Genomic DNA, 26,671 nt, shown 5'->3' with positions numbered 1-26,671 from the left:
ATGAGGGGTGCGCTCGGTATCGATGTCGAACAGATCCATGACACCCCCATCAAGAGATTAGAAAACTTGTATTAATTCTCTCGCGCCCTTGAGGCTAGTTCAAGATCAACTAGCAATCTCTTGGGATCACAGATTAGGGAGACCTTCCTGGTCGCGGCAGGGTTCGCCGCGGGCGGGCGAGCCCACGCCAAGAGATGCGGCCGACGCCCCTGAAGGCGACCCCGGAGACGACCCCGGAGACGACCGCGAAGGCGGCTACGAAGACGGCGACGGCGGCGGCCACAGAGATGCCCCGTTTGAGGTGGTCCGTCGAGGCTGTCCAGGATCGCGCCGAGGGAGCCCACGACGAACACACCGCCGATCTCGCTCCGAGGCATACCGAACAAGAACCGGCGTTTGCACCATTACCGATAGATCGGCACGAATATTGGGAACAAAAACGAAACGGTCGCCACAACGCTCTCACTTGACGGGATCCACATCTTTCCCATGTCAGGAGAGGCGGCGACCGGCAAATAGATGAGAGGATTCAGCAACGCTGAATAATCCGCCATTCCAACCGCAAACGCGACATCGGAGCCGAGCGCAGGGATTTCCCGCGCGAGATGCGATTCCGGTGGCGTTCGAATGGAATGCGGACCGTGCCGCCCGCGCCTTACCTCAGGCGTTCGAGCCGGGTTCGGGGCAGGCGGGACCTGTTCCCAATGCGCCGGTCGTCGCCCGGCCATTCGCGCCGGCCCCAGCACACGCCAGATCGTGTTAGCGCTAACATTTCGAGCTCGTCTTCGCCCTCCTCCACATCGAGAGATCGGCCGGTGGTGGTGGAGCGGAGCAAAGCCCAGGCGTGGGCATGGTGTCAAGTGGCGCGATACGCACACTCAAACGAGGAACTCGGCCCAAGGGCCACATCAGGGAATCTCGGCACTCACGGGCGAGCACGGCGCATGAAACTTTCATCCGATGACTGCGTTCCCCGATCAGACCGGCTGCAAGGCGGATCCGGGATCGGGGGCGATTTATGCGACGCCGAACCGGCGGAATCCTGCTCTTGACACAATTCGCCGGGTTTTTCACACTGAGCCCCGAGGCGGTCTCCCGTTGTCCGGTGGTGGTGCGCGGGGCGGAGAGCCGCCGTTCGCGACGCCCTCATGGTGTGCGCTCCCTTTCCCGCAAGCATGGCGTCCAGCGCTGAATGCCTCCGCGCTTCCCTTTGCCCGAAGTCATGGAGGCACGGGCGCACGCGCCGGTCGGTCACCTTCCGGTTCCCTCACCTCTGCCATCCCCAGTCGAATCGATTCCGAGTGTCACTGACCCCCATGGACTTGGAGAGCTGAATTGTCTGACTTCACCCGACGGCAAGTGCTGCGATTCGGCGCGGTCGGAGCCGGCGCCGCGCTGGCGCCGTTCCAGTGGACGGCGGCCGCCCGGGCCGCGGTGGCGGTCCCTCCCGAGGTGAGCGCCGCCAACGACCTGGCCCTCTGGTACGACGAGAGCGCCGGCACCGACTGGCTGCGCGCACTACCGATCGGCAACGGCCGGCTGGGCGCGATGGTGTTCGGCAACGTCGACACCGAGCGGTTACAGCTCAACGAGGACACCATCTGGGCAGGCGGGCCGTACGACCAGAGCAACACGAGGGGCGCGGGGGCTCTCGGGCAGATCCGGCAACTGGTCTTCCAGAACCAGTGGAGCCAGGCCCAGAGTCTCATCGACCAGAACATGCTGGGCAACCCCTCGGCCCAGCTGGCGTACCAGACCGTCGGCAACCTGCGGCTCGCCTTCGGCAGCAGCAGCGGGGTCTCGGACTACAGCCGGGTCCTGGATCTGACCACCGCCACCACGACCACGACGTACCTGCAGAACGGCGTGCGCTACCGGCGTGAGGTGTTCGCGAGCGCGCCGGACCAGGTGATCGCCATCCGCCTCACCGCCGACAGGGGCGGCTCGATCACGTTCTCCGCGACGTTCGACAGCCCGCAGCGGACCACGCGCTCCAGCCCGGACGGCACGACGGTGGCGCTCGACGGCGTGTCCGGCGACCAGCGAGGTCTGGCGGGCAAGGTCAGATTCCTGGCGCTGGCCCGGGCCGTCGCCAACGGCGGCACGGTCAGCAGCTCCGGCGGCACGCTCCAGGTTCGCAACGCCGACAGCGTGACCGTGCTGATCTCCATCGGCTCCAGCTACGTGAACTACAGGGACACCAGCGGTGACTACCAGGGCATCGCGCGAGGCTATCTCAACGCCGCCAACGGCAGGACGTACGACGACCTGCGCGCCCGTCACGTCGCCGACTACCAGCGGCTGTTCGGGCGCACCACACTCGACCTCGGCCGCACCTCGGCGGCCGACCAGCCGACGGACGTGCGGATCGCGCAGCACGCGAACACCAATGATCCGCAGTTCTCGGTGCTGCTGTTCCAGTTCGGCCGCTACCTGCTGATCTCCTCCTCACGGCCGGGGACCCAGCCGGCCAACCTCCAGGGCATCTGGAACGACTCCCTCAGCCCGTCGTGGGATTCCAAGTACACGCTGAACGCGAATCTGCCGATGAACTACTGGCCCGCCGACACGACGAACCTGTCGGAGTGCTACGAGCCGGTGTTCAGAATGATCAACGACCTCACGGTCACCGGCGCCCGCACGGCTCAGGTCCAGTACAACGCCGGCGGCTGGGTCACCCATCACAACACCGACGCGTGGCGCGGCAGCTCGGTCGTCGACGGCGCGTTCTGGGGCATGTGGCAGACCGGCGGCGCGTGGCTGGCCACCATGATCTGGGACCACTACCTGTTCACCGGCGACGTCGACTTCCTCCGGCAGAACTACCCGGCGATGAAGGGCGCGGCGCAGTTCTTCCTCGACACGCTCGTGCAGGAGCCGAGCCTGGGTTATCTGGTCACGAACCCCTCGAACTCCCCGGAGCTGGCCCACCACTCGGGTGTCAGCGTGTGCGCCGGCCCGACGATGGACAACCAGATCCTGCGCGACCTGTTCAACGGCTGTGCCAAGGCCGGCGAGGTCCTCGGCACGGACGCGAGCTTCCGGGCGCAGGTCCTCGCCGCCAGGGACCGGCTTCCTCCGATGAAGGTCGGCTCGCGCGGCAACATCCAGGAGTGGCTGTACGACTGGGTAGAAACCGAGCAGAACCACCGGCACATCTCCCACCTGTACGGCCTGCACCCCAGCAACCAGATCACCAAGCGCGGCACCCCCACGCTCTACAACGCCGCGCGGCGGACCCTCGAACTGCGCGGCGACGACGGCACCGGCTGGTCGCTGGCCTGGAAGATCAACTACTGGGCGCGGATGGAGGAGGGCGACCGGGCACGCAACCTGATCGGGCTCCTGGTGAGGACCGACCGGCTCGCGCCGAATATGTTCGACCTGCATCCGCCGTTCCAGATCGACGGCAACTTCGGCGCCACCTCTGGCATCGCGGAGATGCTGCTGCAGAGCCACACCGGCGAGCTGCACGTGCTGCCCGCGCTGCCCTCGGCGTGGCCGAACGGGAAGGTGCAGGGCCTGCGGGGCCGCGGCGGCTACACCGTGAGCGCTACCTGGAGTTCCAACGGGACCACCGAGATCCTCGTGAAATTCGACCGCACCGGCACGGTCAACGTGCGCAACCGGAGCTTCACCGGCACCTACCAGGTGGTCGACGCCGAGACCGGCGCCGCCGTCTCCGTCACCAAACCCGAGGCCGACGTCATCGCGCTACCCGGCCAGGCCGGCCGCACCTACCGTCTGACCGGGTCCGGCGGCGGCAGCACCCCCACCGGTTATGTGCGGATCGCCAACGCCGCCACCGGCCTGGTGCTCGACAGCGGCGGCAACGTGGCCTCGGGGTCGAACCTCAAGCAGTGGAACTGGGACGGCAGCACCAACCTCCAGTGGCAGCTCGTCGACCTGGGCGGCGGCTGGTATCGGATCGTCAACCGCACCAACGGCATGGTGGCCGACAGCTGGGGCAACTCCGCCAACGGCGCCAACGCCAGGCAGGCCCCCTGGAACGGCGGCAACAACCAGCAGTGGCGCCTGAACGATCTCGGCAACGGCCGCTATCAGATCGTCAACCGCGGCACCGGCACCGCCCTCGACGGCATGGGCTACACCGCCACCGGCTCCGCCGTCGGCATGTGGACGCCGAACAGCAGCCCCAACAACCAGTGGACGATCATCGCCGTGTGACCGAGCCGGGCAGGACGGAAGGGAGTGCCAGGGGCGGCAGCGGATCCTGCTGCCGCCCTGCGGATCCCCGCGCACCGAATGCGTTTCATTGCCGGCCCTCGCCGTCGCGGGGCCGTACGACCGCGACGGGGCAGTGCGCGCGGTGCAGTACGGCATGGCTGACCGAGCCGATGAGCGCGCCGCGCACCCCGCCCAGCCCGCGGGAGCCGACGACCACGAGGTCGGCGACCAGCGAGGCGTCGGCCAGCGCCGGGGCCGGGTGGCCGCAGACCGCCGACTCGACCAGCGGGACGTCCGGGTGCTTGTCGCGCCACGGTGCGAGCCGCAGCCGCGCCGCCCGGCACTCGTTGTCGTAGATCTCCTGCAGCGCCGTTCCATAGCCGACGGCGAAGGGGGAGAACGCCGGCATCTCCCAGGCGTACACCGCGTGCACCCGCCCGCGCCGCGCCCGGGCCTCCTCGAAGGCGAACTCCAGGGCCGCCTCCGAGTGCGGGGATCCGTCGAAGCCGACGACGACCTCGTGGTATTCCTCCCGGTGCGGTTTGCGTACCACGACGACGGGGACCTCCGCGTGACCGGCGAGGCCGAGGCCGACGGAGCCGAGGATCAGGCCGGAGAAGCCGCCCATCCCCCGGCTGCCGACCACGAGGGCGTCGGCGCCGGCCGATGCGGCGCGCAGGGTCTCGACCACCGTGCCCTCGGCGAGCTCCGTGGTCACCTCAAGGCCGGGGGCGAGCTCCCGGGCGCGGGCGGCGGCCGCCGCGAGCACGCCTTCGCAGAACTCGCTGTAGGACTGGGCGAAGCCCTCGACGGCGTGGAACGGGTATTCGTGCGCCCACGGCTCGCGCACGTGGACGATCTTCAAGGTGGCCCCCCGGCGCCGCGCGTCGTCCGCCGCCCACTCCAGTGCCGCCGTCGCTGGGCTCGATCCGTCGACGGCGACGACGATCTGTCCGGCCATGTACGTCTCCTCCTGTGCTTCAAGCGGTACGCGGACGCGCGCGGGGGTTGATCCTCCCGGGCACCATCGCACCGTCTCCGCTGCCCGCGGCGCAGCAGACGAAAGTCCTCAAGCCGAGGGACTTCCGCCCGCGCGCCGCGCGCGGGAGGAGTTCAGGACCTCGTCAGCCTGATCACGTTCCAGGAGACCGGCGGCAGCACGATCCGGAGCGGATCGCTCTGGTGGTTCGTGTTGGGGCGGGGCGCCACCCGATCGGGGTCGTCGGCGGTGTTGCGGGCGTAGACGTCCTCGTGGGTGAGCGTCGTCGCCTCGGCGATCCGCACGGCGCCGGTGCCCGAGACCAGCGCCCTCGCGTCGAGCTCCAGCTCCACCGGCTCGTCCGTCGACCTGTTCACCACGAACAGCGTCGTCTCCGTCTCGTCCCGGGTGGCGACCGCGTGGAGCACGGGCACCGCGCCGAACTCGGCCGTCTCGTACGTCGGGCAGACGGGCTCGACGCGTACGACGTCGCCCTTGGCGAGCCGCGCCGCCTGCGCGAACGGGTGGAAGGTGGTCTGCCGCCAGGCCCGGCCGCCGGGCTCGGTCATGATGGGCGCGATCACGTTGACGAGCTGGGCTAGGCAGGCCGCCGCGACCCGGTCGCTGTGCCGCAGCAGTGTGATGAGCAGGCTGCCGAAGGCCACGGCGTCGGCGAGGTGGTAGTGGTCCTCCAGGAGCGGCGGCGCGACCGGCCAGTCCTGCCCGGGCTCGGCCGCCTTGACGCGGCTCAGGTACCAGACGTTCCACTCGTCGAAGGAGACGGAGATCTTCTTGCTGGAGCCGAGCCTGGCCCCCACCTGGTCGGCGGTGGAGACGACCGTGGAGATGAAGTGCTCCATGTCGCTCGCGCAGGCCAGGAAGCCGGCGAGGTCGCCGTCCTTCTCCTCGTAGTAGGCGTGACAGGAGATGTGGTCGACCAGGTCGTAGGTCTCCTCCAGGACGGTCGCCTCCCAGGTGCCGAAGGTCGGCATGGAGGAGCCGGAGCTGCCGCAGGCCACCAGTTCCAGACTGGGGTCGACCATGCGCATGGCCCGGGCGGTCTCGGCGGCGATCCTGCCGTACTCGTGGGCGGTCTTGTGCCCGATCTGCCAGGGGCCGTCCATCTCGTTGCCCAGGCACCACATGCGGATGTCGTGGGGGTCCTTGGTGCCGTTGGCGATGCGCAGGTCCGACAGAGTGGTGCCGGACGGGATGTTGCAGTATTCGAGCAGGTCGACGGCCTCCTGCACGCCACGGGTGCCGAGGTTGACCGCCATCATCGGCTCCAGCCCCGCCAGGCGGGACCACCGCATGAACTCGTCGATCCCGATCTCGTTGGTCTCGGTGCTGTGCCAGGCGAGATCGAGCCGCCGGGGGCGCCGCTCGCGCGGGCCGATGCCGTCCTCCCAGCGGTAGCCGGAGACGAAGTTGCCGCCGGGATAGCGCACGGTGGTCACGCCCAGCTCGCGGGTGAGCGCGAGCACGTCGCCGCGGAACCCGTTCTCGTCCGCCGTGGGGTGGCCCGGCTCGTAGATGCCGGTGTAGACACAGCGGCCGAGGTGCTCGACGAACGTGCCGAACGTGCGGCGCCGTACGGGGGCCACCCGATGGGCGGGGTCGATGGTCAGTTGTGCCTGGAGCACGCGGGATCTCCTTCACCGGACAGGGGCTCGCGGGGCGATTGTTAGCGTTCGCATGGTGTTCGGTCAAGATTTCGGTCCGGAAAACTCGGCTATTGAGACGCATGCTGTTATCGCTAACAGTCACCGGGCGGCGTCATGACGACCCACCCCAGGGAATACCGTCCCCGGCCCTGGGGCAGGTGCCGCCACGCGCGGTCTTGTAGCCGTGGCCCTGCGAGCAGGTCGTCAGATCCAGAACCCCGACCGTCTGTCCCCCGCTATCCTCACCTGTGAGCTGGAACCCAAGCTTCCGGTAGAAGCCCTCCGGCCCACCCTCTCCCGGCTCCCACGTGACGTACATCTGCGTGCCGCCACGACGCCTGATTTCGGCGGCCACGGATTCGACGGCGAAGCGCCCGACTCCGCGCCCCTGTTCGCCGGCCGCCACGTTGAGCCGCCACAAGCCGGATCGGAAGTCGATCCCCTTGCCGTCCCAGTCGATGTCCAGGAAAGGCATGAGGAAGCCCACCGGACGGTCGCCGTCGAGGATGAGGCGCGGCCACGCCACTTCCCGATGCACGTAGGCCTCGGCCAGTGACTTCGCCACAGGCGAGACGAAGCGCTCCTGCTCGGGGCGAACCTTCACAGCAATAGCCGTCTCGACGTTGGCGGGGGTTACAGGCGCAAGGCGGAGTTTCACATTCACATGGAAACCGTAGGCGTCCTCCGCGTACGGCCCGCCCGGACATCGCCCCCAGCGCGACGGGCACACCGCGAATGCCCGGCATCGGGCTGGGCATGCTCTCGTCAACGAAACCTCTGGTGGCGGGAGCGCGCATCGTGACTCGCGGCGTGACAGGCGGCCGGGCGGGCCGGGCCGGGTGGGCGCTCGCCGTGCTGGCCGCGCTCGGCCTGCCGGCGGGCGCGTGCGGAACCACCCCCGGAACCGGCCCGGGAACCAGCCCAGGGACCGGCACGGCGACCGGCACGGCGACCGGCACGGCGACCGGCACGGCGACCGCCCTGCAGAGCGGCCCGGCCGCCACCCCGACCCCATCCGCGGGCTCCCTCGTGGCGGGCCGTTACCAGCCGTTGTGGCCCTTCGCCGAGGAGAAACAGGCGCGGGACTGGCAGGAGAGCTACCGCTCGGGCGGCCACCAGCCCTGGCACCTGGACGCCGAGCGGACCGCGCTGTCCTTCACCCAGGGGTTCCTCGGGTTCACCGGTGTCGACCAGGTGGTCGAGCGTACGGTGACCGGTGCGGACGCGCGCGTCTCCGTCGGCGTCCGCGGCGAGGGCGGCGGGCGGCCGGGCATCGCCGCCGTCGTCCACCTCGTCAGGTTCGGCACCGGGCCGGACGCGCCGTGGGAGGTGGTGGGCACCGACGACACCACCTTCTCCCTCACCACTCCCCGGTACGGCGCCCTCGTTTCATCCCCCGTCAAGGTGGGCGGCACGATCACCGGAGTGGACGAGAGCATCCGGGTGCAGGTGCGCTCGACCGGCAGCGCCCGCCCCCTCGGCGAGAGCTGCTGTGCCTCGGCCGGAGGGGAGGACGCCCTCTGGTCCGCCACCGTGACCTTCCAGGCGGCCCCGGGCAGCACGCTCACCCTCGTCGCAAGCACCGGCGGCCACGTGGCGGAGGTCGAGCGCTTCGCCGTCACCGGCGTCCGGGTCGCGCCATAGGACGTTACTTCGCGTGGACGACGACGCTGCCGTTGGCCGCGTCACCGGCTCCGTTCTGGTAGATCACGTCGCCGGTCCGCTCGTCCCAGATCCGGACGGCGAAGCGGTCGACGCCGTCCCCGTCCCGGGTGTCGCCGTCGCGGGCGACGACCTCGAAGCCGTAGCGCCCCGCGCCGCCGACCGTCCCGATGCCGCGATAGCGGATCTCCCCGCCCGACACCACGAGCCAGTCGTACGCCGTGGACCGGAAGTCCAGGGGCCCGGCCTGGAACGAGAACGTCGTCGCCCCGATCGGCACCGCCGTGTGCTTCACGTACTTGGCCACGATCCCGAAGGTGGCCCGGCCGGTCAGCGCGGGGTTGGCGCGGTAGGCGCCCGCGGGCGAGTCGATCCAGCCGCCGCCGGTGACGAAGCCGGAGCCACGGTCGTACACGACCACCGGACGGCCGGTCGCGGTGGTGGTCGCGCCGTCGTCGTCGGCGACGGTGACGACGGGCTCGTTCACGCCCGGCCTCTTGTAGGTGTGCCGCGCCGTGCAGGTCCCGTCGCCGACCGTGCCGGACGCGGTGGTCCCGTCCTTCCAGTCCACCGTGCAGGTGAGCACGTCGTTCGCCCCCCGGTCGGTGACCGGGACCGTGAGGGTCACGCGCGTGCCGGCCTCGACCGGCTTGGCAGGCGTCACGACGTCCCCGGCCTCGGGGGCGGCGTTGGCGACGGTCACCTTCGCGGTGTCGCGGCTGCGGCCGGAGGTCAGCGTGACCGTGTAGGTCCCGTCGTCGTCGCAGGTGACGGCGGTCTCGGCGGCGCCGGAGTCCGAGAAGGAGCAGGTCGCGCCGGAGCCGGCGTCCTCGCCGGGCGTGTAGCTCCACTTGGCCGCGCCGGTGGCCGATCCGGCCAGCCGGATCGGGGACCCCTCGCGGCCCTCGGCGTCCGGCCCGGCGTTCGCGACCGACACCGGATCGACGCTCTCCAGCGTCGGCACGACCTTCTCGATCAGGCCGTTCGCGTCGAACTCCATCCGGTCGATCGTGGTCTCCCGGTGGGTGCCGTCGCCGCCGGGGATGGCGAAGCGGTGATAGGCGATGTACCAGTCGTCGGTGCCGGGCACCCGTACGACCGAGTGGTGGCCGGTGCCCTTGATCCCGAGGGACAGGTCCTTCCGCAGGATCACGCCCTGTTCGGTCCACGGGCCGAGCGGCGAGGCGCCGGTGGCGTACGCGACCTGGTAGTTCTCGTCGCGCGTGTCGTTCTCCGACCACATGAAGTAGTAGATCCCGCCGCGTTTGAAGACGAACGAGCCCTCGTTGTAGCCGCTCGGCTTGTACGTCCTCACCTTGGCGGGGTCGAACGACACCATGTCGTCGTTCAGCGGCACCTGGTAGGAGTTGCCGTTGCCCCAGTAGAGGTACGCCTGGCCGTCGTCGTCGACGAACACGTCGGAGTCGATCATCTGGCCGCTGTAGGTCCCGGCCGCCACCAGCGGCCTGCCCAGGGCGTCTTTGAACGGCCCCGCCGGCGAGTCGGACACGGCGACGCCGAGGTGTTTGGCGGTGTTGCCGGTGGCCATGCCGCCGCTGAAGTAGAAGTAGTACTTGCCGTTCCGCTCGGCGATCGTCGGGGCCCAGGCGCTGTTGTCGGCCCAGGTCACGTCGGGTCCGAGGTCGAGGACGACGCCGTGGTCGGTCCAGTGGACCAGGTCCTTGGACGAGAACGCGTGGAACTGCGTGCCGCTCCATCCGGCGAAGCCGTCGGTCGTCGGATACATGTAGAACGTGTCGCCGAACACGGTGATGTTCGGGTCGGCGTACAGGCCGGGGAGCACCGGGCTCTTCATCACCCGCGCCTCGACCGTCCACGTCCGCCGCGCGCCGTCGCCGCCGGTGACGGTGTAGGTGACCGGCTCGGACAGGTCGCGTGCGGTGCCGGAGGCGGGTTTGACGCTCGCTCCCGGGACCAGGGTGAGCTCGGGCGCGAGCCGGGTGAGGTCGGTGCCCTCCTTCACCGGCAGGACGATCCTGTCGTTCCCGCCGTCCACGATCGCCGGGACCTTGAGCTCGGGCAGCGTGACCGCGCTGACGGCCGCCGTGCTGCCGGAGGCCTGGAGCACCTCGGCCGCCGGCAGCGCGTGGTCGTGGTCGTCCACCTCACCGGCGAAGTAGGGGCCGGCCGCGTGCGCCGGGGTGACGATCGGGCCCGCGACCAGGGACAGCGCGGCGGCGGCCGCGAGAGCGAGGCGAGGGAGGCGTGGGAGGCGTCGTCGGGGGGTGCTGTGCATCGTCTCTCCCGGCCGGCGGCTCGCGCCCCTCGGCCTCGTTAGCGCTAACTTCGAGACCCACGCCACCCTCGTGAACCACGGGGGCGGAGTGAATCGGTCTCGTGAGTGTCGGCCGCGAGGCGCGTGATCGTCAAGACCCGCGCGATGCCTGGGGTCAGTGGCCCCGGCGGATCCACTCGTCGAGGTGCGGCAGCTCGGCGCCGATCGTCGTGCTGTCGCCGTGGCCGGTGTGGACGACGGTCTCGGGCGGCAGGGTCAGCAGGCGGTCGCGGATCGAGTCGATGATCACGCCGAAGTCGGAGAACGAGCGGCCGGTCGCGCCGGGACCACCCTGGAACAGGGTGTCGCCGGTGAAGACGACGCCCAGCTCGGGCGCGTAGAAGCAGCAGGCGCCGGGCGAGTGCCCGGGAGTGTGGAGCACTTCGAGGCGGGTGCCGGCGACCTCGATGACCTGCCCGTCGGACAGCTCGCCGTCGGGCTCGCGGTGGGGGTGGGTGAGCCGCCAGACCGGCAGGTCGGCCGGGTGCAGCAGGACGGGCGCCCCGGTGGCCTCCGACAGGTCCGGCGCGACCCGCACATGGTCGTCGTGGGCGTGGGTGGCGAGGATGGCCAGGACGCGCCGGCCCGCGATCACGTCGGTGATCGCCTTGACGTCGTGGGGCGCGTCGAACACCACGCACTCGGCGTCGTCGCCGAGCACCCAGACGTTGTTGTCGACGTCGAAGGTCTGGCCGTCCAGGCTGAAGGTGCCCGACGTGACGGCATGGTCGATACGGGCACTCACTTGATGATCACCACCGTGCGGAACATGACCTTATTCTGCACGTGATCCGGGGGAACCCACGACCGGGGGTCACGGCCCCTGCCGCTGGTCCTCCGCCGTACGGGAGGGTTTGGGCGGCAGCACCGGCTCCAGGCGGAACATCCCGGCCGACACCTCCTCGTGCGGGGGCGCGGCCCCCCGTCTGCCGGCCACCGCCACGAGCAGGTCGGTCACGGTGACGAGGCCCTGCAGGGTGCCGCAGGCTCCGATGACCGGGACGACGTCCACGCCCGACTCCAGCATCACGGCCGCCACCGAGGAGAGCGGCGTGTCGGGCGACACGTGCGGGCATCTGCGCCCGCTCAGCAACTGGCGCACCTGGCTGCTCGACTGCTCCGCGGGACCGCCGGACCAGTGCGCCGCGATGTCCTCCCGCGTGAGCACGCCGAGGATGCGGGAGCCGGAGTCCACGACGGGCAGATGGTGCATCGACCCGCGGCGCATGAGTTCCCAGGCCATGAGCGGGGACTCGTCCGGCTTCACGGTCACGAGCACCCTGCTCATCACGTCGGCGGCGGTCATGCCTTCTACGGTCATCGTTCCTCCCTGCGCCATCTCCATCCGACCACGTGGGCGGGGGCGCCGCACGGGCCCAAAGACCCGACCGCCGGGGACCTCCGGCACCTGCCCGTACGGCCGGGGCGGCGGTGGAATGACCACGACGGCGACAGACGGGGGGTGGGCCATGCTGGCCGGTGAGGTCATGAGCAGCCCGGCGATCACGTTGCGCCCCGACGACTCCGTGCGGCGGGCGATCCGGGTGCTGTACGGCCACGACATCACGGCCGCCCCCGTGCTCGGGGAGTACGACGAGCTGGTCGGCATGGTCAGCGAGATCGACCTGCTGTGCGGCGCGTTCGCGCCGGGCGACGCGGCGCCCCGCACCGTGGAGGGCGTCATGTCGCGCCAGGTGAGCACGGTCGAGGAGACCACGGACGTGCGGGTGCTGACGGACCTCATGGTCGCGAAGCGGATCAAGAGCCTGCCCGTGCTGCGCGACGAGCGGGTCGTCGGGATGATCAGCCGCCGCGACCTGCTGGCGCTGCTGGCCAGGTCGGACGAGGAGCTGCGCGAGGCCGTCCTGGCCGCCCTGCGCGAGCGCTACCCCTCCGACGCGCCCTGGGAGGTGGTCGTGCGCGACGGCGAGATCGACCTGCGGGGTCCCGAGGGCCAGGGCCCCGAGCACGTGGCCGACCTGCTGGAGCGGACCGTCCCCGGGGTGCGGCCGGCCCGCCTGCTCCCCCGATGATCAGCGCGCCTTCACCACGGCGACCGGGCAGTGCGCGTGGCCCAGCACGGCGCGGCTGACCGAGCCGAGCACGGCCGCGGTGAAGGCGTTGCGGCCGTGGGAGCCGACCACGAGCAGGACGGCCCGCGACGACGCCTTGATGAGCGCGGAGACCGGATGGTCGTGGACCATGTCCAGCTCGGTCTTGACGTCGGCGTATCCGCTCTGCAGCGGCTCCAGCTCGCCGCGCGCGTAGTCCTCCGCGGCCCGCCGCATGGCGTCCAGGTCCATCGAGATCACGGGCCCGTACGGCACCGGCGGCTCCCAGGCGCAGACGATCCGCACCCGGTGACCGCGCAGCCGCGCCTCCTCGAAGGCGTACGTCAGGGCGGGCCCGGACTCCTTCGAGCAGTCGAACCCCACCACGATCTCGGCCCCCGCCTCCGGGGGCGCCGGCCGTACGACGACGACCGGCACGGCCACGTGCCCGGCGACGTGGTTGCCCACCGAGCCGAGCAGCATGCCGGGGAAGCCGCCCGCGCCATGGCTGCCGAGCACCACTTCGGCGGCGCGGGCGGCCTGGTCGCGCAGGACGCGGCCGGGACGCCCCTCGACGAGCACCGTCGTCACGTCGAGGCCGGGGCGCCGGTCCCGGGCGACCCACTCGGCGTGGGCGAGGATCTGCTCCCCGGTGGGCGCCATCCTGTCGTAGCTGTCGGGGATCGGATAGCGCGGGCCGTCGTACGGCAGGCGCTCGACGGCGTGGACCACCCGCAGGGGCAGGCCCCGCAGGGCGGCGTCGTCGGCCGCCCACTCCACCGCCCGGGTCGCCCCGGCGGACCCGTCGGTGCCGACGACGACCGGATCGACGCCCGGATCGACGCCCGGATCACTGATCGGCTGCTCGGTCATGGCGTAGTGCCCTCCCTCAGCGTGTCGAGCAGGGTGGTGACGGCAACGGGACGCTCCAGCACAGGCGTGTTCCCCCGGCGGCGCCGGGCCCGGCGGCGCACGACCCGCCCAGGCTCTCGGCGCGGTCGCACAGGTTGCGCAGGCCGCTGCGGCGTCCCCGCGGCGGGATGCCGACCCCGTCGTCCTCCACGAGCAGGGTCAGCCGGTCGTGGTCGAGGCAGACGGTGACGGCGGCGCGGGTGGCGTGGGCGTGCCGCACCACGTTGGAGATCGCCTCCCGCGCCACGGCCAGCAGGTGTTCCCCGACGGGGGCGGGCACGCGGGTGTCGAGCTGCCCGTCCATGCGCAGGGCCGGCAGGAAGCCGAGGGGCTCCCGGGCGCCCTCGACCAGCTCGACGAGCCGGGCGCGCAGCCCGGGGGCGCCGGCCGGGGTGCGCAGGGCGAAGATCGTGGTGCGGATCTGCCGGATCGTGCCGTCGAGCTCGTCGATCGCGGTCCGCAGCCGCGCGGCCGCCTCGGGGTGGTCCACCAGCCGCGTGGCGCCCGTGAGCGTCATGGCGATCGCGAACAGCCGCTGGATGACGACGTCGTGCAGGTCCTTGGCGATGCGGTCGCGGTCTTCCAGCAGGACGAGCCGTTCGGCGTCCCTGCGCGCCTCGTCCAGTTCCAGCGCGACCGCCGCGTGCCCGGCGAAGGAGTGGACCATGCAGACCTCCGCCTGGCTGAACGGGACGCGGCCGGGCCGCCTGCCGAGCGACAGCACTCCGCGCACCTCTCCGGGGGCGCCGAGCGGCACGGCGCAGGCCGCTCCCGTCTCCGCGCCCGCGGTGAGGAGGTCGGTGTCGCCGAGATCGGTGATCACGCGGGGTTCCGCGTGGGCGAACGCCTGCCCGGCCAGCGAGCCCTCGACGGGCAGGCGGTGCGGCCGGGGCGGGCCGGGCACGCCGTCCGCGATCGCGACCCGCAGCGTCCGGCCGTCGTCCTCGGGCAGCAGGATCGCCGCCGTGTCCGCGCCGGCCATCCGCCGGGCGCGGCGGGCGATCAGGGTCAGCACCCGCGGCGTCCGCGCGCCGGACAGCAGGCTCCTGGTGATCTCCGCCGACGCCTGGAGCCAGGTCTCCCTGCGGCGGGTGTCCTCGTACAGGCGGGCGTTCTCGATCGCCACCCCGGCGGCGCTGGCGAAGGCCACGATGATCGCCTCGTCGTCCTCGTCGAACTCCCCTCCCCCGCGCTTCTCGGTCAGGTAGAGGTTGCCGAACAGCCGGCCCCGGACCCGTACGGGCACGCCGAGGAAGCCCGTCATCGGCGGGTGTCCCGGCGGGAAGCCGTACGACGCGGGGTGGTCGCGGATGCGGGCCAGCCGCAGCGGCCGGGGTTCCTTGATCAGCAGGCCGAGCAGGCCCAGGCCGTGGGGCCAGTGCTCGATGCGGGCGATCTCCTCCTCGCTCAGCCCGGCGGGGACGAAGCGGGCGAGGGTGTTGTCCTCGCCGATCACGCCGAGCGCGGCATATCGGGCGTCGGCCAGCGTGGCGGCGGTCTCGGCGATCCGGTGCAGCACGGTCTCGAGATCGAGGTTGCCGCCCACCGAGACGACCGCCTCCAGCAGCGCGTGGGCCCGGTCACGCGTCGACAGGACCGCCTGCAGCCTCGTGTGCAGTTCGGCCAGCAGCCCGTCCAGGTGCGTCTGCGGGATCATGGTCCGCTCCCTCGTGGGCGCCACGCATGCCCCCCACACTTGGAGTCTCGCAAACCGGACACTCCGGACTCGCGCTCTTTGCCAGGTCGCGACCGGCTTCTTACGGTGCGTATGCGCCTACCCGCCGTCGGTCACGGACATACTCGGATTGAGGCGAATCGACGCGGGGGTGCGTCATGAGTGAGCCGCGCGACGGCGTCATCCAGGTCGCCTGGCGCGGAGCCGACCGGTTCGACGTACGGATCCGGCGCCACGTGGTCCGCGCCGACCGGCCGCCGGACGTCGGCGGGAGCGACACCGGCCCCACTCCGGCCGAGCTGTTCGTGGGCAGCGTGGCGGCCGGCGTCGCCTGCTGTGCCGAGCGCTACCTGCGCCAGCGGCAGCTGCCCGCCGGGGTGGGCGTCACCGCGCGGTACGGCCTCGGCGTCTGCCCCGGGCGGATCGACCGCATCGAGCTGTCGGTGGACGCCCCGGGGCTGCCCGAGGGGCTGCGCGCCTCGCTCCTTTCGGTGCTGGAGCACTGCGCCGTCTGCACCACGCTGCGGGTGCCGCCGCGGGTCACGTTCGAGGTCCGCCGGTCCGTGCCCGAGAACCCCGTCGCTCAGGCCAGCCGGCCCACACCGCCGAGGACGTAGCCGCCCCTGCTGTGCCGGACGAGGTCGCTGTCGTTGCGCCAGTCGGCCACGTCGACCAGCCCCGGCTCCACCACCTCGAATCCCGTGAAGAACCGGGCGATGTGCTCGGGCGTGCGGTCGCGCAGCGCGGCCGTCGACTTCTCGTACACCTCCCGGGCCTCGGTGATCGTGTCGTCGCTCAGGCGGCCCTGGGTGCCGTGGGAGATCACGAGATAGCTGCCGGGGGCCATGCGCTCGCGGAAGTAGGACACCACCCGCTCGGCGTCGTCGTCGTCCACGAAGTGGAGCACGGCGACGAACAGCACGGCCACCGGCTTGCTGAAATCGATCAGCTTCTTGGTGATCGGGCTCTCGACGATCCGGTCCGGGTCGCGCATGTCGGCCTGCACCACGCCCGTACGGCCACTGCCGGTGAGCAGCGCCTGGCCGTGCGCGGCGACGACGGGGTCGTTGTCGACGTAGACGACGGTCGCCTCGGGATCGACCTCGTGGGCGACCTCGTGGACGTTGCCCTGCGTGGGGATGCCGGTGCCGATGTCGAGGAACTGCCGGATGCCCGACTCGCCGAGGAAGCGGACGGCGCGGCCGAGGAAGTCGCGGTTCTGCCTGATCACCAGGCGGCCGTCGGGGCCGACCAGTTCGAGCAGCTTCTCGGCGGCGGCCCTGTCGACCGCGAAGTTGTCCTTGCCGCCCAGCCACCAGTCGTAGATCCGCGCCACGCTCGGCGTGGAGAAGTCGATGGCCTTCAGCGCTTCCTCGTCCCGGCTCACCCGCGATCCCCTCGCCTTTTCGCTTTGCGACGATCTTACGGGCGGGCCAGGGCGGCCCGGTAGTCTCCGGCGATGCCGGCCGCGACGGCCAGCAGCGGATCGACCAGGCGGGGCAGCTCGCGCACCCGTCTGGAGGAGACCACGATGCCGACGGCCGCGACGGGCCGGTCGCCGACCAGCACCGGCGCGGCCGCCGAGCAGGAGCCGAGCGTCATCTCCTCGTGCGTCGTGGCGTACCCCTGGGCGCGCACCTGGGTCAGCTCGCGGGCCAGCCGGCCCGGCTCGGTGATGGTGTGGGGGGTCGGCCGCTCCAGCGGCCTCGACAGGTAGGAGCCGACGAACCAGCCCGGTTCGTAGGCGAGCAGCGCCTTGCCGACGCCGGTCGGGTGCATGGGCAGACGCGTACCGGTCCGCGACACGATCGGCACGGCCCGCTTGCCGTACACCTTGTCGACGTAGAGCACTTCGAGCCCGTCGCGCACCGCGAGGTGGACGTTCTCCCCGGTGCCGCCGAACAGCTCCTGCAGCCAGGGGTGCGCCACCTCCTGCAGCGGGTCGGGAGCGAGCTGCCCGAGCTCCCACAGGCGGCGGCCGATCTGGTAGCGCCCGTCGGCGCCGCGGCGCAGGGCGCGCCACTCCTCCAGCTCCCCGGCGAGCCGGTGGACGGTGCTCAGCGCCATGCCGGTCCGTTCGGCGATCTCCGTCAGCGTGAGCCGCGGGTGGTGGGCGTCGAAGGCGCCGAGGATGGCCAGCACCCGGGACGTCACGGAACGCCCCGGATCGCGTGCGCCGCCGGCCATATGACTCCCTCTTCCACTCAGTAGAAGCAAAGCCTACGCGAGACGGCGGCTGCTTCCCGATGCTTTAGCCATGCGAACTCAGGTCGGGATCATCGGAGCCGGGCCGGCCGGCCTGCTGCTCTCCCATCTGCTCCATCTGCGCGGGATCGAGTCCGTCGTGCTCGAACGCCGCAGCAGGGAGTACGTCGAGCGGCGGGTGCGGGCGGGAGTGCTCGAACAGGGCACGGTCGACACCCTCATCGAGGCGGGGGTGGGCGAACGGATGCGGCGGGAGGGCCTGCCCCACCACGGCATCGAGCTGCGGTACGGCGGAGCGGGCCACCGCATCGCCTTCGAGCGGCTGGTGCCCGGTCGCTGCATCACCGTGTACGGCCAGCAGGAGGTCGTCAAGGACCTGATCGCCGCGCGCCTGGCGGCCGGGGGCGACATCCGCTTCGAGGTGGACGACGTGGCGGTGCACGACATCGGCACCGACCGGCCATACCTCACCTTCACCGGGGCGGACGGCGCGGGCGAGCGGCTGGACTGCGACGTGATCGCCGGGTGCGACGGCTTCCACGGGGTGTCCCGGCCGTCGATCCCCGAGGGCGTGCTGACCGAATATCAGCGCGACTACCCCTTCGCCTGGCTCGGCATCCTCGCGAGGGTGAAGCCGTCGTCGGAAGAGCTGATCTACGCGCGGACCGAGCGCGGCTTCGCGCTGCACAGCATGCGCTCCCCGGAGATCAGCCGGTTCTACCTCCAGGTCGCGCCCGACGAGGACCTCGCCGAGTGGCCCGACGAGCGGATCTGGTCCGAGCTGCGGGCCCGGCTGGAGACCGTGCCCGGTTTCACCCTCGCCACCGGGGAGATCCTCGAACGGGGGATCACGCCGATGCGCGGCTTCGTGGCCGAGCCCATGCAGTACGGCAGGCTGTTCCTGGCCGGGGACGCGGCCCACATCGTGCCGCCGACCGGCGCGAAGGGGCTCAACCTCGCGGTGGCCGACGTGCGGGTGCTGACCGAGGCGCTGGCGCGGTTCTTCGCCGACGGCTCGACGGAGGCGCTGGACGGCTATTCACAGGCCTGCCTGCCCCGGGTGTGGCGGGCCCAGCACTTCTCGTGGTGGATGACGACGCTGCTGCACACGTTCGAGTCCGACGACGCCTACGCCAGGAAGCTGCAGACCTCCTACCTCGACTACGTGACATCCTCCGAGGCGGCCGCGACGACGCTGGCGGAGAACTACGTGGGCCTGCCCTACCAAGAGGAGAAGCCATGACACATCCTCCTTACCTGCACCCGGACTACGCCAGCACGGTCCTGCGGGCGCCGTCCCGGCCGCCGCTGGAGATGAAGGAGGACCCGGAGGCGGCCGAGCTCACCGGCCCGGTCTTCGGGCACGGCGAGGTGGATCCGCTCGACGCCGATCTGACCGCGGGCCACGCGGGCGAGCCGCTCGGCGAGCGCATCATCGTCACCGGGCGCGTCCTCGACGCCGCGGGCCGGCCGATCCCCGGCACCCTGGTCGAGGTCTGGCAGGCCAACTCCGCCGGGCGGTACGCCCACCAGCGCGACCAGCACCCGGCCCCGCTCGACCCCAACTTCACCGGCGCGGGCCGGTGCCTGACCGACGACGAGGGCCGCTACCGGTTCGTCACGATCAAGCCGGGGGCCTATCCCTGGCGCAACCACCCCAACGCCTGGCGGCCCGCGCACATCCACTTCTCGGTGTTCGGCACGGCGTTCACCCAGCGCCTGGTGACGCAGATGTACTTCCCGGGCGACCCGCTGTTCGCCTACGACCCGATCTTCCGGTCCATTCCGGACCCGGCCGCCCGTGAGCGGCTCGTCGCCGCGTTCGACCTCGACGTGACCGAGCCGGAGTGGGCTCTCGGCTACCGGTGGGACATCGTGCTCGGCCAGACCCCCATGGAGGACGCGTGACCACTCCCTCGCAGACCGTCGGGCCGTTCTTCGGGTTCGCCCTGCCGTACGCGGCCGACTGGGAGCTCGTCCCCGAGGGCCATCCGGGGGCGGTCACGATCACCGGCGTGGTGCTCGACGGGGCCGGTGAGCCGGTGCCCGACGCCCTGCTGGAGCTGTGGACCGGAGAGCCCGGCGAGCGGGGCGCCCTCAGCCGGAAAGGCGCCGGGGCGTCCGGCTTCGGGCGGTGCGGCACCGCGCCCGACGGCTCCTACCGGTTCCGCCTCGCGCCGCCGTCCCGGCCGTACGCCGCGCTGCTGGTCTTCGCGCGGGGCCTGCTCAAGCCGGTGCGCACCCGCGTCTATTTCGCCGACGCGCCCGACCCCCTGCTCGGCTCCCTCGACCCGGCCCGCCGCGCGACGTTGCTCGCCCGCCCGGAGGGGCAGGACGTCTACCGGTTCGACGTACGGCTGCAGGGCGAGCGGGAGACGGTCTTTCTTGAGTTCTGATGTGGGGTTGCTCTCCCCGGTGTGGGCGGGCACGGACGTCGCGGCGGTCACCGGCGACGACGCCTGGCTGCGAGCGATGCTGGAGGCGGAGGTGTGCCTCGCGCGGGCGCAGGCCCGTCTCGGCGTCGTCCCTGAGCGGGCCGTCGCCGCGATCGCCGAGGCGGCGCGTGAGGACCGTCACGACGCCGCCGATCTCGCCCGCCGCGCCAGGGACGCGGGCAACCCGGTCGTGCCGCTGGTCAGGGACCTGCGGGCCGCGGCCGGCGAGGCGGGGCCCTGGGTGCATCACGGCGCCACCAGCCAGGACATCCTCGACACCGCGGCGATGCTGGTCGCCGCGCGGGCCCGCGAGGTGATCCTGCGCGACCTCGATCGGGTGCTCGCCGCGCTGGCCCGGCTGGCCGCCGATCACCGGGACACCCCGATGGCGGGGCGCACGCTCGGGCAGCAGGCCGTGCCCACCACGTTCGGGCTGAAGGCCGCCGGGTGGCTGGCCGGCTGCCGCGACGCGCGCGACCGCCTCGCGGCGGTTCGGCTGCCGGTGCAGCTCGGCGGCGCGGCCGGCACCATGGCCGGGTACGGCGAGCGGGCGCTCGACCTGCTGCCGCTGTTCGCGGCCGAGACCGGGCTGGCCGAGCCGGTGCTGCCCTGGCACACGCTGCGCACGCCGGTGACCGACCTGGCCGGCGCGCTCGCCGCCGTGACGGGCGCGCTGGGCAAGCTCGCCACCGACGTGATCCTGCTGGCGCAGAGCGAGGTGGGCGAGGTCGCCGAGCCCGCCGCGCCGGGCCGGGGCGGTTCGTCGGCGATGGCGCACAAGCGCAACCCGGTGCTCGCCACGATGATCAGGTCGGCGGCGCTGCAGGCGCCCGCGCTCGCGCAGATCGTGCTCGCCGCGCGGGTCGCCGAGCACGAGCGGCCCGCCGGGAGCTGGCACGCCGAGTGGCAGCCGCTGCGCGAGTGCCTGCGCCTGGCAGGCGGTGCGGCGGAGACGGCCGCCGAGCTGACCGAGGGGCTGGAGGTCTTCCCCGGGCGCATGCGGCACAATCTCGATCACCTGCGCGCCGTGCTGGCCGAGCACGGGGAGGACGGCGGCGTCGGGCAGGCGCCCGCGCTCGTCGACCGGGCGCTGGAATGGTACACGAGGAAAGACCGATGATCCTGAACCACCGATTCGACGGGCCGCCGGACGCCCCGGTCGTCGTGCTCGGGCCCTCGCTGGGCACGACGCTCGGCCTGTGGGAGCCGCAGCTTCCCGCGCTCACGTCCACCTGGCGGGTGCTCCGCTACGACCTGCCCTGCCACGGCGGATCCCGGGCCGCGTCCGGATTCACGCGTGATCTGACCGTGGACGATCTCGCCGGCGGCGTGCTGGCGCTGCTCGACCGCCACGGCGTCGAGGCCGCGGCGTACGCCGGGGTGTCGCTGGGCGGGGCCGTCGGGACCGCTCTGGCGCTGCGTGCGCCGGATCGGATCGCGAGCCTGGTCCTGTGCTGCACCTCCGCCCGCTTCGGCACGGCGGACAGCTGGCGCGAGCGCGCCGCGCTGGTCCGCGCCGAGGGCACCGAACCCCTGATCGAGGCGACGCGGGGCCGGTGGTTCACTCCGGGATTCCCCGACGCCGAGCGCTACCTGGACATGCTGCGCGGCGCGGACCCCGAGGGATACGCCGCGTGCTGCGACGCCCTGGCGGTCTTCGACGTACGCGACCGGCTCGGCGAGGTCCGCGCGCCCACTCTGGTGATCGCCGGAGCGGACGACCCGGCGACCCCGCCGTCGCACGCGGAGGTCCTGGCCGAGGGCATCCCGGAGACCGAGTTGCTGGTCGTGCCGGGGGCCGCCCACCTGGCCACCGTCGAACGCCCGGACGTCGCGACCCCGGCGATCACCGAGCACCTGACCACCCGCTGGAGGACGGCATGAGCTACGACGACGGCATGCGGGTGCGCCGCGAGGTGCTGGGCGACGCGCACGTGGACCGGGCGCGGGCGCGCACCACCGAGTTCACCGCGGACTTCCAGAACCTGATCACCCGGTACGCCTGGGGGGAGATCTGGACCCGGCCGGGGCTCGACCGCCGGACCCGCAGCTGCATCACGCTCACCGCCCTGGTGGCGGGCGGGCACCTGGAGGAGCTGGCCATGCACGTGCGGGCCGCGCGGCGCAACGGGCTCACGACGGTCGAGATCAAGGAGGTGCTGCTGCAGACCGCGATCTACTGCGGGGTGCCGGCCGCCAACGCCGCGTTCGCCGTCGCCCAGCGGGTGCTCGCGGAGGAGGTCTCGGAGGAGGTCCCGGAGGACGCCTCATGACGCCTGGGAGGAGGTGAAGTCCTTCTCCCTGGGTACGGGTGCCTCACGAGCAGAGGAGGGACCTGAATGATCGAAATCATCCCCGTCGAGACCCCCTCCCTTGGCGACCGCGGCTACCTCGTCACCGACGGGAAGGTCGCCTTCGTGGTGGACCCGCAGCGGGACATCGACCGGGTGCTCCGCCTGGCCGAGCGGCGCGGCGTCGAGATCCGCCACGTCTTCGAGACCCACGTGCACAACGACTACGTGACCGGCGGGCCCGCCCTCGCCTCGGCCACCGGCGCGGACTACCACGTCAACGCGGCCGACCCCGTGGAGTTCGACCGGTGCCCGATCGAGGACGGCGACGTGGTCGAGATCGGCCCGCGCACGCGCCTGCGTGCCGTCGCCACCCCCGGCCACACCTTCACCCACCTGTCGTACGTGCTGGAGTGCCCGGACCGGCCGCCCGCCGTCTTCACCGGGGGCTCGCTGCTGCACGGCACGACCGGGCGGCCCGACCTGCTCGGCCCCGAGCACACCGGCGCCCTGGCGCGCGCCCAGCACGCCTCGGCGCACCGGCTGGCACGCGAGCTGCCGGCCGAGACCGGCGTCTTCCCCACCCACGGGTTCGGCAGCTTCTGCTCGGCCGCTCAGTCGGACGTCACCGAGTCGACCATCGGCAGGGAACTGCGGGTCAACCCGGTCCTGACCCGCGGCGAGGACGAGTACGTGAAGGCGCTGCTGGCCGGGCTGGACGTCTATCCGGCGTACTACGCGCACATGGCCCCGCTCAACCTGGCCGGGCCCGACGCGCCCGACCTGTCGCCGCCGCGCCACGCGGACGCCGCCGAGCTGCACCGCCGCCTGCGGGCAGGCGAGTGGGTGGTGGACCTGCGGTCCCGTACGGCTTTCGCGTCCGGCCACCTGGCGGGGACGCTCAACTTCGGGCTGGACGGCAACCTCGCCGTCTACCTGGGCTGGCTCCTTCCCTGGGGGACGCCGGTGACGTTGCTGGGCGAAACGCCCGGGGACATCGCGCGGGCCCAGCGTGAGCTGGCGCGGATCGGCATCGACCGCCCTGCCGCGGCCGCCACCGGAGGACCCGCCGAGTGGGCCGGCGACGACAAGCCCGCGTCCATGCCGTCGGCGACGTTCGCCGACCTGGCCGCCGTACGCCGCAGCCGCCCGATCGTGGTCCTGGACGTGCGCCGTGAGATCGAGTGGCGCGGGTCGCACCTCCCGGGGGCGATCCACATCCCGCTGCACGAGCTGCCCGCGCGGCTGGGCGAGGTGCCGGACGGCGAGGTGTGGACGCACTGCGCGAGCGGCTACCGCGCGTCCATCGCCGCCTCGATCCTGGCCGCCGCCGGGCGTGACGTGGTGGCCGTGCACGACGCGTACGACGGCCGGGCCGCGGCCGCGTAGAACACCGCGTAGTTCGGGCAGCCCAGCTCAGGCAGCCCAGCTCAGGCAGCCCAGCTCAGGCAGCGCAGTTCAGGCAGCGCGGATCAGCCGAGCGCGAGCACCGCGATCACGGTGCGGGCGGCCTGCCCGCCCTCCTCCTCGGCGATCTCCAGGGCGGTCGCGACGTCGAGGTCGTCCAGCAGGGCGCGCACCACCGCCCGCTCGCCCGTGCCGGAGGCCGCGGGCCGCCCGGCCGCGGTGCGGGAGGCAGCACGGTGGAGACGCTCCAGCCGGGCCTCGGCCTTCTCCAGGTCGCCGGGGCGGTAGTCCCAGTCGTCCGCCCACGGGTGGCCGAGGAGCAGCAGGCGTACGGCGCCGGCCGGATGGTGCCGCAGGAGATCGGCGGTGAGGACGAGGTTGCCCGCCGACTTGGCCATCTTGGCGCCGTCCACCCGCACCACCCCCACGTGCAGCCAGGAGCGGGCGAACGGCCGCACACCGGTCACCGCCTCGGCCATCGCGGCCTCGTAGGCGTGGTGGGGGAAGCGCAGGTCGGCGCCGCCCGCGTGCAGGTCGAGGGCGGGGCCGTACGTCGTCAGCGCCATGGCCGCGCACTCGGCGTGCCAGCCGGGCCGCCCGTCGCCCCACTCGCTCGGCCAGCCCGGCTCGCCCTTCGCCGACGGCCGCCAGACCGCGACGTCCGCCGGGTCGTCGCCGTCCGCCGGGTCGTCGCCGAACTCCGCCAGGAGGCGGGCCGCCTCCTCGGGGCCGAGCCCGGCCCGCTCACGCACGCCCGCGCCGCGGAAGTACACCGCGCCGTCCCTCTCGTACGCGTGGCCCAGCTCCAGCAGGGCACGGGCGAGCGCCACCACCTGCGGCACATAGGTGTGCGCCCGCGGCTCGTACGTCACCGGGTGCACGCGCAACGCGGCCATGTCCCGGTCGAAGTAGAACTGCTGCACGGCGGCGAAGCTGTCGTAGGGGCGGCCGGCCCGGCGCGCCGCCGAGGTCAGCACGTCGTCCACGTCGGTGACGTTGCGGCAGACCTCGACGGGCACGCCCACGTGCCGCAGCACCCGCACCGCCACGTCGGCCCACACGAACGTCCGCGCGTGACCGAGATGGGTCGTGTCGTAGGGCGTGATCCCGCACACGTACATCCGGGCGCGGCCCACCACGGGCAGCGGCCGCCCGCCGATCGTCAGCATGAAACCCCCTTCATCCCGGGCGGAGGAACTCCCGCAGCCGATCCAGTGGCCACGTGTTGATTACCCGGTCGGGGGTGAGCCAGCCGCGCTGCGCGGTGCCGACGCCGTATCGCATCACGTCGAGGTGCGGCACGGCGTGCGCGTCGCTGTCGATCGAGAACAGCACGCCCATGTCGGCGGCCCGCCGGACGAGGTCGGAGGGCAGGTCGAGCCGGTCGGGGAAGGAGTCGATCTCCAGCGCCGTCCCGGTGCGCACGCAGGCGTCGAACACCCTGGTCCAGTCGGCGTCCACCGGCTCGCGCCTGCCGATGATCCGCGCCGTCGGATGGCCGATGATCTTCACGTACGGGTTCTCGCAGGCCCGGATCAGCCGCCGGGTCATCTCCTCGGGCGGCTGGGTGAAGTGCGAGTGCACCGAGGCCACGCACAGGTCGAACCCGGCCAGGAACTCCGGCGGCCAGTCGACCTCGCCCTCCGGGCCGATGTTGAGCTCGCACCCGTGCAGCAGCGTCATGTCGTGGCGGGCGGCGCCGAGGCGGCGGAGCCGTTCGCGCTGGGCCAGCGCCTTCTCGTCGGTCATCCGCTGCATGAACAGGTTGGGCGCGTGGTCGGTCACCGCATAGTAGGCGTAGCCGCGCGCCGCGGCCGCCTCGATCATCTCCTCCAGCGGCGCGAGCCCGTCGGTCAGGTCGGTGTGGGTGTGCAGGTCGCCGCGGATGTCGGCCAGGGTCACCACCTTCGGCAGCTTCCCTGCGAGCGCGGCCTCGATCTCCCCGGTGTCCTCGCGCAGCGTCGGCTCGATCCACGGCAGGCCGAGCATGCCGTACACCTCCGCCTCGTCGGCCGAGGTGATCTTCTCGCCGGTCGCCACGTCGAACACGCCGTACTCCGACAGCTTCAGCTTGCGGTGCACGGCGATCTCCCGGGTGCGGATGTTGTGCGCCTTCGAGCCGGTGAAATACTGCAGCGCGGCGCCCCAGGAGTCCCTCGGCACCACCCGCAGGTCGACCTGCAGCCCCGCCGTCGTGCGGACCGAGCTCTTCGTGTCGCCGTGGGCGATCACCTCGGTGACGTACGGCAGCGTGGTGAAGGCCGCCATCAGGGCGGCCGGGTCCTTCGCCGTGGCCAGCACGTCGACGTCGCCGATCGTGTCCTTCATCCGCCGCAGCGACCCGGCGTACGCGCACCGCTCGCAGCCCGGCACGGCCGACAGCGCGGGCACGATCTCCTCGGCGACCGCCATCGCGGTGCCGATGTGCACCCGGCTGCCGGTCTTGCGCATCACCTCGATGCCGTGCAGCAGGTTCTCCTCGGTCTTCGGCCCGAAGCCGTGCAACCCGCGCAGGTCACCGGCGCGGATGGCGTCCTCCAGCTTCTCGATCGAGTCGATCCCCCGCTCCTGATAGAGCAGCATGGCCTTCTTCGGCCCGAGCGTGGGGATCGTGGTCAGCATGCGCACCCCGGCGGGGATCTTCGTCCGCAGCTCCTCTAGCCGGTGGATCGACCCGGTCCGCAGGTATTCCTCGATCTTGGCGGCGATCGACTCGCCGACGTTCGGGATCGCCCGCAGCTCGGCCGCGTCCATGCCGTCGATGTCGCGGCCGTAGCCGCCGACCGAGCGGGCCGCCTTCTCGTAGACACGCACCTTGAAGGCGTCGCCCCCGGTGATCGCGATCAGGTCGGCGTACTCCTGCAGCAGCCCGGCGACCTCCTCGTTGCAGCGTCTCATCACAGGCA

Annotated in this window: 23 protein-coding genes; 11 read left to right on the top strand and 12 right to left on the bottom strand. The window is 72.0% G+C overall.

Features of this window, described 5'->3' with window-relative positions; all coding sequences use genetic code 11:
- The first annotated feature begins 1,359 nt into the window (after positions 1-1,359).
- Positions 1,360-4,188 carry a glycosyl hydrolase family 95 catalytic domain-containing protein gene (locus tag OHB01_RS28530; protein ID WP_221889930.1) on the top strand — a complete coding sequence of 943 codons (2,829 nt, stop codon included), beginning with the start codon at positions 1,360-1,362 and terminating at the stop codon, positions 4,186-4,188.
- Between the two features lie 85 nt (positions 4,189-4,273).
- Here OHB01_RS28530 and OHB01_RS28525 read toward each other — a convergent pair whose 3' ends face one another.
- The 3 genes from OHB01_RS28525 to OHB01_RS28515 form a co-directional block, all read right to left on the bottom strand.
- Positions 4,274-5,149 (bottom strand): universal stress protein, encoded by an 876-nt coding sequence (locus OHB01_RS28525; protein WP_142648483.1) that lies wholly within the window; start codon positions 5,147-5,149, stop codon positions 4,274-4,276.
- 152 nt (positions 5,150-5,301) lie between these two features.
- Positions 5,302-6,810, bottom strand: coding sequence for an alpha-N-arabinofuranosidase (locus tag OHB01_RS28520; protein WP_142648482.1), 1,509 nt, complete (start codon positions 6,808-6,810; stop codon positions 5,302-5,304).
- Between the two features lie 133 nt (positions 6,811-6,943).
- On the bottom strand, positions 6,944-7,495 hold the full coding sequence (locus OHB01_RS28515) for a GNAT family N-acetyltransferase (protein ID WP_328710131.1): 552 nt from the start codon (positions 7,493-7,495) through the stop codon (positions 6,944-6,946).
- A 134-nt stretch (positions 7,496-7,629) separates the two neighbouring features.
- On the opposite strand from OHB01_RS28515, the gene OHB01_RS28510 reads away from it, so the two are divergent.
- On the top strand, positions 7,630-8,475 hold the full coding sequence (locus OHB01_RS28510; protein WP_328854217.1) for a hypothetical protein: 846 nt from the start codon (positions 7,630-7,632) through the stop codon (positions 8,473-8,475).
- Between the two features lie 4 nt (positions 8,476-8,479).
- Here the strand turns inward: OHB01_RS28510 and OHB01_RS28505 are convergent, their stop codons facing one another.
- The 3 genes from OHB01_RS28505 to OHB01_RS28495 form a co-directional block, all read right to left on the bottom strand.
- Complete coding sequence (locus tag OHB01_RS28505) at positions 8,480-10,750, bottom strand: family 43 glycosylhydrolase (protein WP_142648480.1); 2,271 nt, start codon at positions 10,748-10,750, stop codon at positions 8,480-8,482.
- 154 nt (positions 10,751-10,904) lie between these two features.
- Entirely contained in the window at positions 10,905-11,534 is a 630-nt protein-coding gene (locus OHB01_RS28500) for an MBL fold metallo-hydrolase (RefSeq protein WP_142648479.1), read from the bottom strand.
- A gap of 69 nt (positions 11,535-11,603) precedes the next feature.
- Positions 11,604-12,110, bottom strand: a complete 507-nt coding sequence (locus OHB01_RS28495; RefSeq protein ID WP_142648478.1) for an HPP family protein — start codon at positions 12,108-12,110, stop codon at positions 11,604-11,606.
- Positions 12,111-12,225: 115 nt separating this feature from the next.
- Between OHB01_RS28495 and OHB01_RS28490 the strand changes: the two genes are divergently transcribed.
- Complete coding sequence (locus OHB01_RS28490) at positions 12,226-12,822, top strand: CBS domain-containing protein (protein ID WP_187280747.1); 597 nt, start codon at positions 12,226-12,228, stop codon at positions 12,820-12,822.
- Here the strand turns inward: OHB01_RS28490 and OHB01_RS28485 are convergent, their stop codons facing one another.
- Together OHB01_RS28485 and OHB01_RS28480 are read right to left on the bottom strand one after the other, a co-directional pair.
- The gene (locus OHB01_RS28485) at positions 12,823-13,713 is read right to left on the bottom strand and encodes a universal stress protein (protein ID WP_328710134.1); all 891 of its coding nucleotides are present in this window, start codon (positions 13,711-13,713) and stop codon (positions 12,823-12,825) included.
- Between the two features lie 16 nt (positions 13,714-13,729).
- Entirely contained in the window at positions 13,730-15,409 is a 1,680-nt protein-coding gene (locus tag OHB01_RS28480) for a GAF domain-containing protein (protein ID WP_142648475.1), read from the bottom strand.
- Positions 15,410-15,585: 176 nt separating this feature from the next.
- On the opposite strand from OHB01_RS28480, the gene OHB01_RS28475 reads away from it, so the two are divergent.
- Positions 15,586-16,044 (top strand): OsmC family protein, encoded by a 459-nt coding sequence (locus tag OHB01_RS28475; protein ID WP_142648474.1) that lies wholly within the window; start codon positions 15,586-15,588, stop codon positions 16,042-16,044.
- On the opposite strand, the gene OHB01_RS28470 is transcribed toward OHB01_RS28475, so the two are convergent.
- Together OHB01_RS28470 and OHB01_RS28465 are read right to left on the bottom strand one after the other, a co-directional pair.
- Positions 16,011-16,814 (bottom strand): SAM-dependent methyltransferase, encoded by an 804-nt coding sequence (locus OHB01_RS28470; protein WP_260617314.1) that lies wholly within the window; start codon positions 16,812-16,814, stop codon positions 16,011-16,013. The genes OHB01_RS28475 and OHB01_RS28470 overlap by 34 nt on opposite strands.
- Before the next feature lie 35 nt (positions 16,815-16,849).
- Positions 16,850-17,614 carry an IclR family transcriptional regulator gene (locus OHB01_RS28465; RefSeq protein ID WP_147944409.1) on the bottom strand — a complete coding sequence of 255 codons (765 nt, stop codon included), beginning with the start codon at positions 17,612-17,614 and terminating at the stop codon, positions 16,850-16,852.
- A 70-nt stretch (positions 17,615-17,684) separates the two neighbouring features.
- Here OHB01_RS28465 and pobA point away from each other — a divergent pair, with 70 nt between their 5' ends.
- From pobA to OHB01_RS28430, 7 genes are all read left to right on the top strand, one after another.
- Complete coding sequence (gene pobA / locus OHB01_RS28460; RefSeq protein ID WP_142648472.1) at positions 17,685-18,875, top strand: 4-hydroxybenzoate 3-monooxygenase; 1,191 nt, start codon at positions 17,685-17,687, stop codon at positions 18,873-18,875.
- Complete coding sequence (pcaH, locus tag OHB01_RS28455) at positions 18,872-19,540, top strand: protocatechuate 3,4-dioxygenase subunit beta (RefSeq protein ID WP_142648471.1); 669 nt, start codon at positions 18,872-18,874, stop codon at positions 19,538-19,540. Before pobA ends, pcaH begins: the two co-directional genes overlap by 4 nt.
- A complete protein-coding gene (locus OHB01_RS28450) occupies positions 19,537-20,028 on the top strand; it encodes a protocatechuate 3,4-dioxygenase subunit alpha (protein WP_142648470.1) in 492 nt (163 codons plus the stop codon). The genes pcaH and OHB01_RS28450 overlap by 4 nt, the downstream gene beginning before the upstream one ends.
- A complete protein-coding gene (pcaB, locus tag OHB01_RS28445) occupies positions 20,018-21,187 on the top strand; it encodes a 3-carboxy-cis,cis-muconate cycloisomerase (protein ID WP_205830394.1) in 1,170 nt (389 codons plus the stop codon). The genes OHB01_RS28450 and pcaB overlap by 11 nt, the downstream gene beginning before the upstream one ends.
- On the top strand, positions 21,184-21,951 hold the full coding sequence (pcaD, locus tag OHB01_RS28440) for a 3-oxoadipate enol-lactonase (RefSeq protein WP_142648469.1): 768 nt from the start codon (positions 21,184-21,186) through the stop codon (positions 21,949-21,951). Before pcaB ends, pcaD begins: the two co-directional genes overlap by 4 nt.
- Positions 21,948-22,340 carry a 4-carboxymuconolactone decarboxylase gene (gene pcaC, locus OHB01_RS28435; RefSeq protein WP_142648468.1) on the top strand — a complete coding sequence of 131 codons (393 nt, stop codon included), beginning with the start codon at positions 21,948-21,950 and terminating at the stop codon, positions 22,338-22,340. The genes pcaD and pcaC overlap by 4 nt, the downstream gene beginning before the upstream one ends.
- A gap of 66 nt (positions 22,341-22,406) precedes the next feature.
- Entirely contained in the window at positions 22,407-23,747 is a 1,341-nt protein-coding gene (locus OHB01_RS28430) for an MBL fold metallo-hydrolase (protein ID WP_142648467.1), read from the top strand.
- An 83-nt stretch (positions 23,748-23,830) separates the two neighbouring features.
- On the opposite strand, the gene OHB01_RS28425 is transcribed toward OHB01_RS28430, so the two are convergent.
- Both OHB01_RS28425 and polX read right to left on the bottom strand, forming a co-directional pair.
- Entirely contained in the window at positions 23,831-24,934 is a 1,104-nt protein-coding gene (locus OHB01_RS28425) for a class I tRNA ligase family protein (protein WP_328854216.1), read from the bottom strand.
- A gap of 10 nt (positions 24,935-24,944) precedes the next feature.
- The gene (gene polX / locus OHB01_RS28420) at positions 24,945-26,663 is read right to left on the bottom strand and encodes a DNA polymerase/3'-5' exonuclease PolX (protein WP_328854215.1); all 1,719 of its coding nucleotides are present in this window, start codon (positions 26,661-26,663) and stop codon (positions 24,945-24,947) included.
- Positions 26,664-26,671: the final 8 nt, after the last annotated feature.

Origin of the sequence: Microbispora hainanensis (genome assembly GCF_036186745.1) — a bacterium.
GTDB lineage: Bacteria > Actinomycetota > Actinomycetes > Streptosporangiales > Streptosporangiaceae > Microbispora.
The sequence above is the reverse complement of the archived record's forward strand: the minus strand, read 5'-3'. Positions and strand labels throughout refer to the sequence as shown.

Coding starts and splice junctions, on each gene's coding strand:
- OHB01_RS28475 (WP_142648474.1), top strand. CDS start 15,586: ATGAGTGAGCCGCGCGACGGCGTCATCCAGGTCGCCTGGCGCGGAGCC.
- pcaD (WP_142648469.1), top strand. CDS start 21,184: ATGATCCTGAACCACCGATTCGACGGGCCGCCGGACGCCCCGGTCGTC.
- OHB01_RS28525 (WP_142648483.1), bottom strand. CDS start 5,149: ATGGCCGGACAGATCGTCGTCGCCGTCGACGGATCGAGCCCAGCGACG.
- polX (WP_328854215.1), bottom strand. CDS start 26,663: ATGAGACGCTGCAACGAGGAGGTCGCCGGGCTGCTGCAGGAGTACGCC.
- pcaC (WP_142648468.1), top strand. CDS start 21,948: ATGAGCTACGACGACGGCATGCGGGTGCGCCGCGAGGTGCTGGGCGAC.
- OHB01_RS28495 (WP_142648478.1), bottom strand. CDS start 12,110: ATGACCGTAGAAGGCATGACCGCCGCCGACGTGATGAGCAGGGTGCTC.
- OHB01_RS28485 (WP_328710134.1), bottom strand. CDS start 13,713: ATGACCGAGCAGCCGATCAGTGATCCGGGCGTCGATCCGGGCGTCGAT.
- pobA (WP_142648472.1), top strand. CDS start 17,685: ATGCGAACTCAGGTCGGGATCATCGGAGCCGGGCCGGCCGGCCTGCTG.
- OHB01_RS28430 (WP_142648467.1), top strand. CDS start 22,407: ATGATCGAAATCATCCCCGTCGAGACCCCCTCCCTTGGCGACCGCGGC.
- OHB01_RS28505 (WP_142648480.1), bottom strand. CDS start 10,750: ATGCACAGCACCCCCCGACGACGCCTCCCACGCCTCCCTCGCCTCGCT.
- OHB01_RS28425 (WP_328854216.1), bottom strand. CDS start 24,934: ATGCTGACGATCGGCGGGCGGCCGCTGCCCGTGGTGGGCCGCGCCCGG.
- OHB01_RS28465 (WP_147944409.1), bottom strand. CDS start 17,614: ATGGCCGGCGGCGCACGCGATCCGGGGCGTTCCGTGACGTCCCGGGTG.
- OHB01_RS28490 (WP_187280747.1), top strand. CDS start 12,226: ATGACCACGACGGCGACAGACGGGGGGTGGGCCATGCTGGCCGGTGAG.
- OHB01_RS28480 (WP_142648475.1), bottom strand. CDS start 15,409: ATGATCCCGCAGACGCACCTGGACGGGCTGCTGGCCGAACTGCACACG.
- pcaH (WP_142648471.1), top strand. CDS start 18,872: ATGACACATCCTCCTTACCTGCACCCGGACTACGCCAGCACGGTCCTG.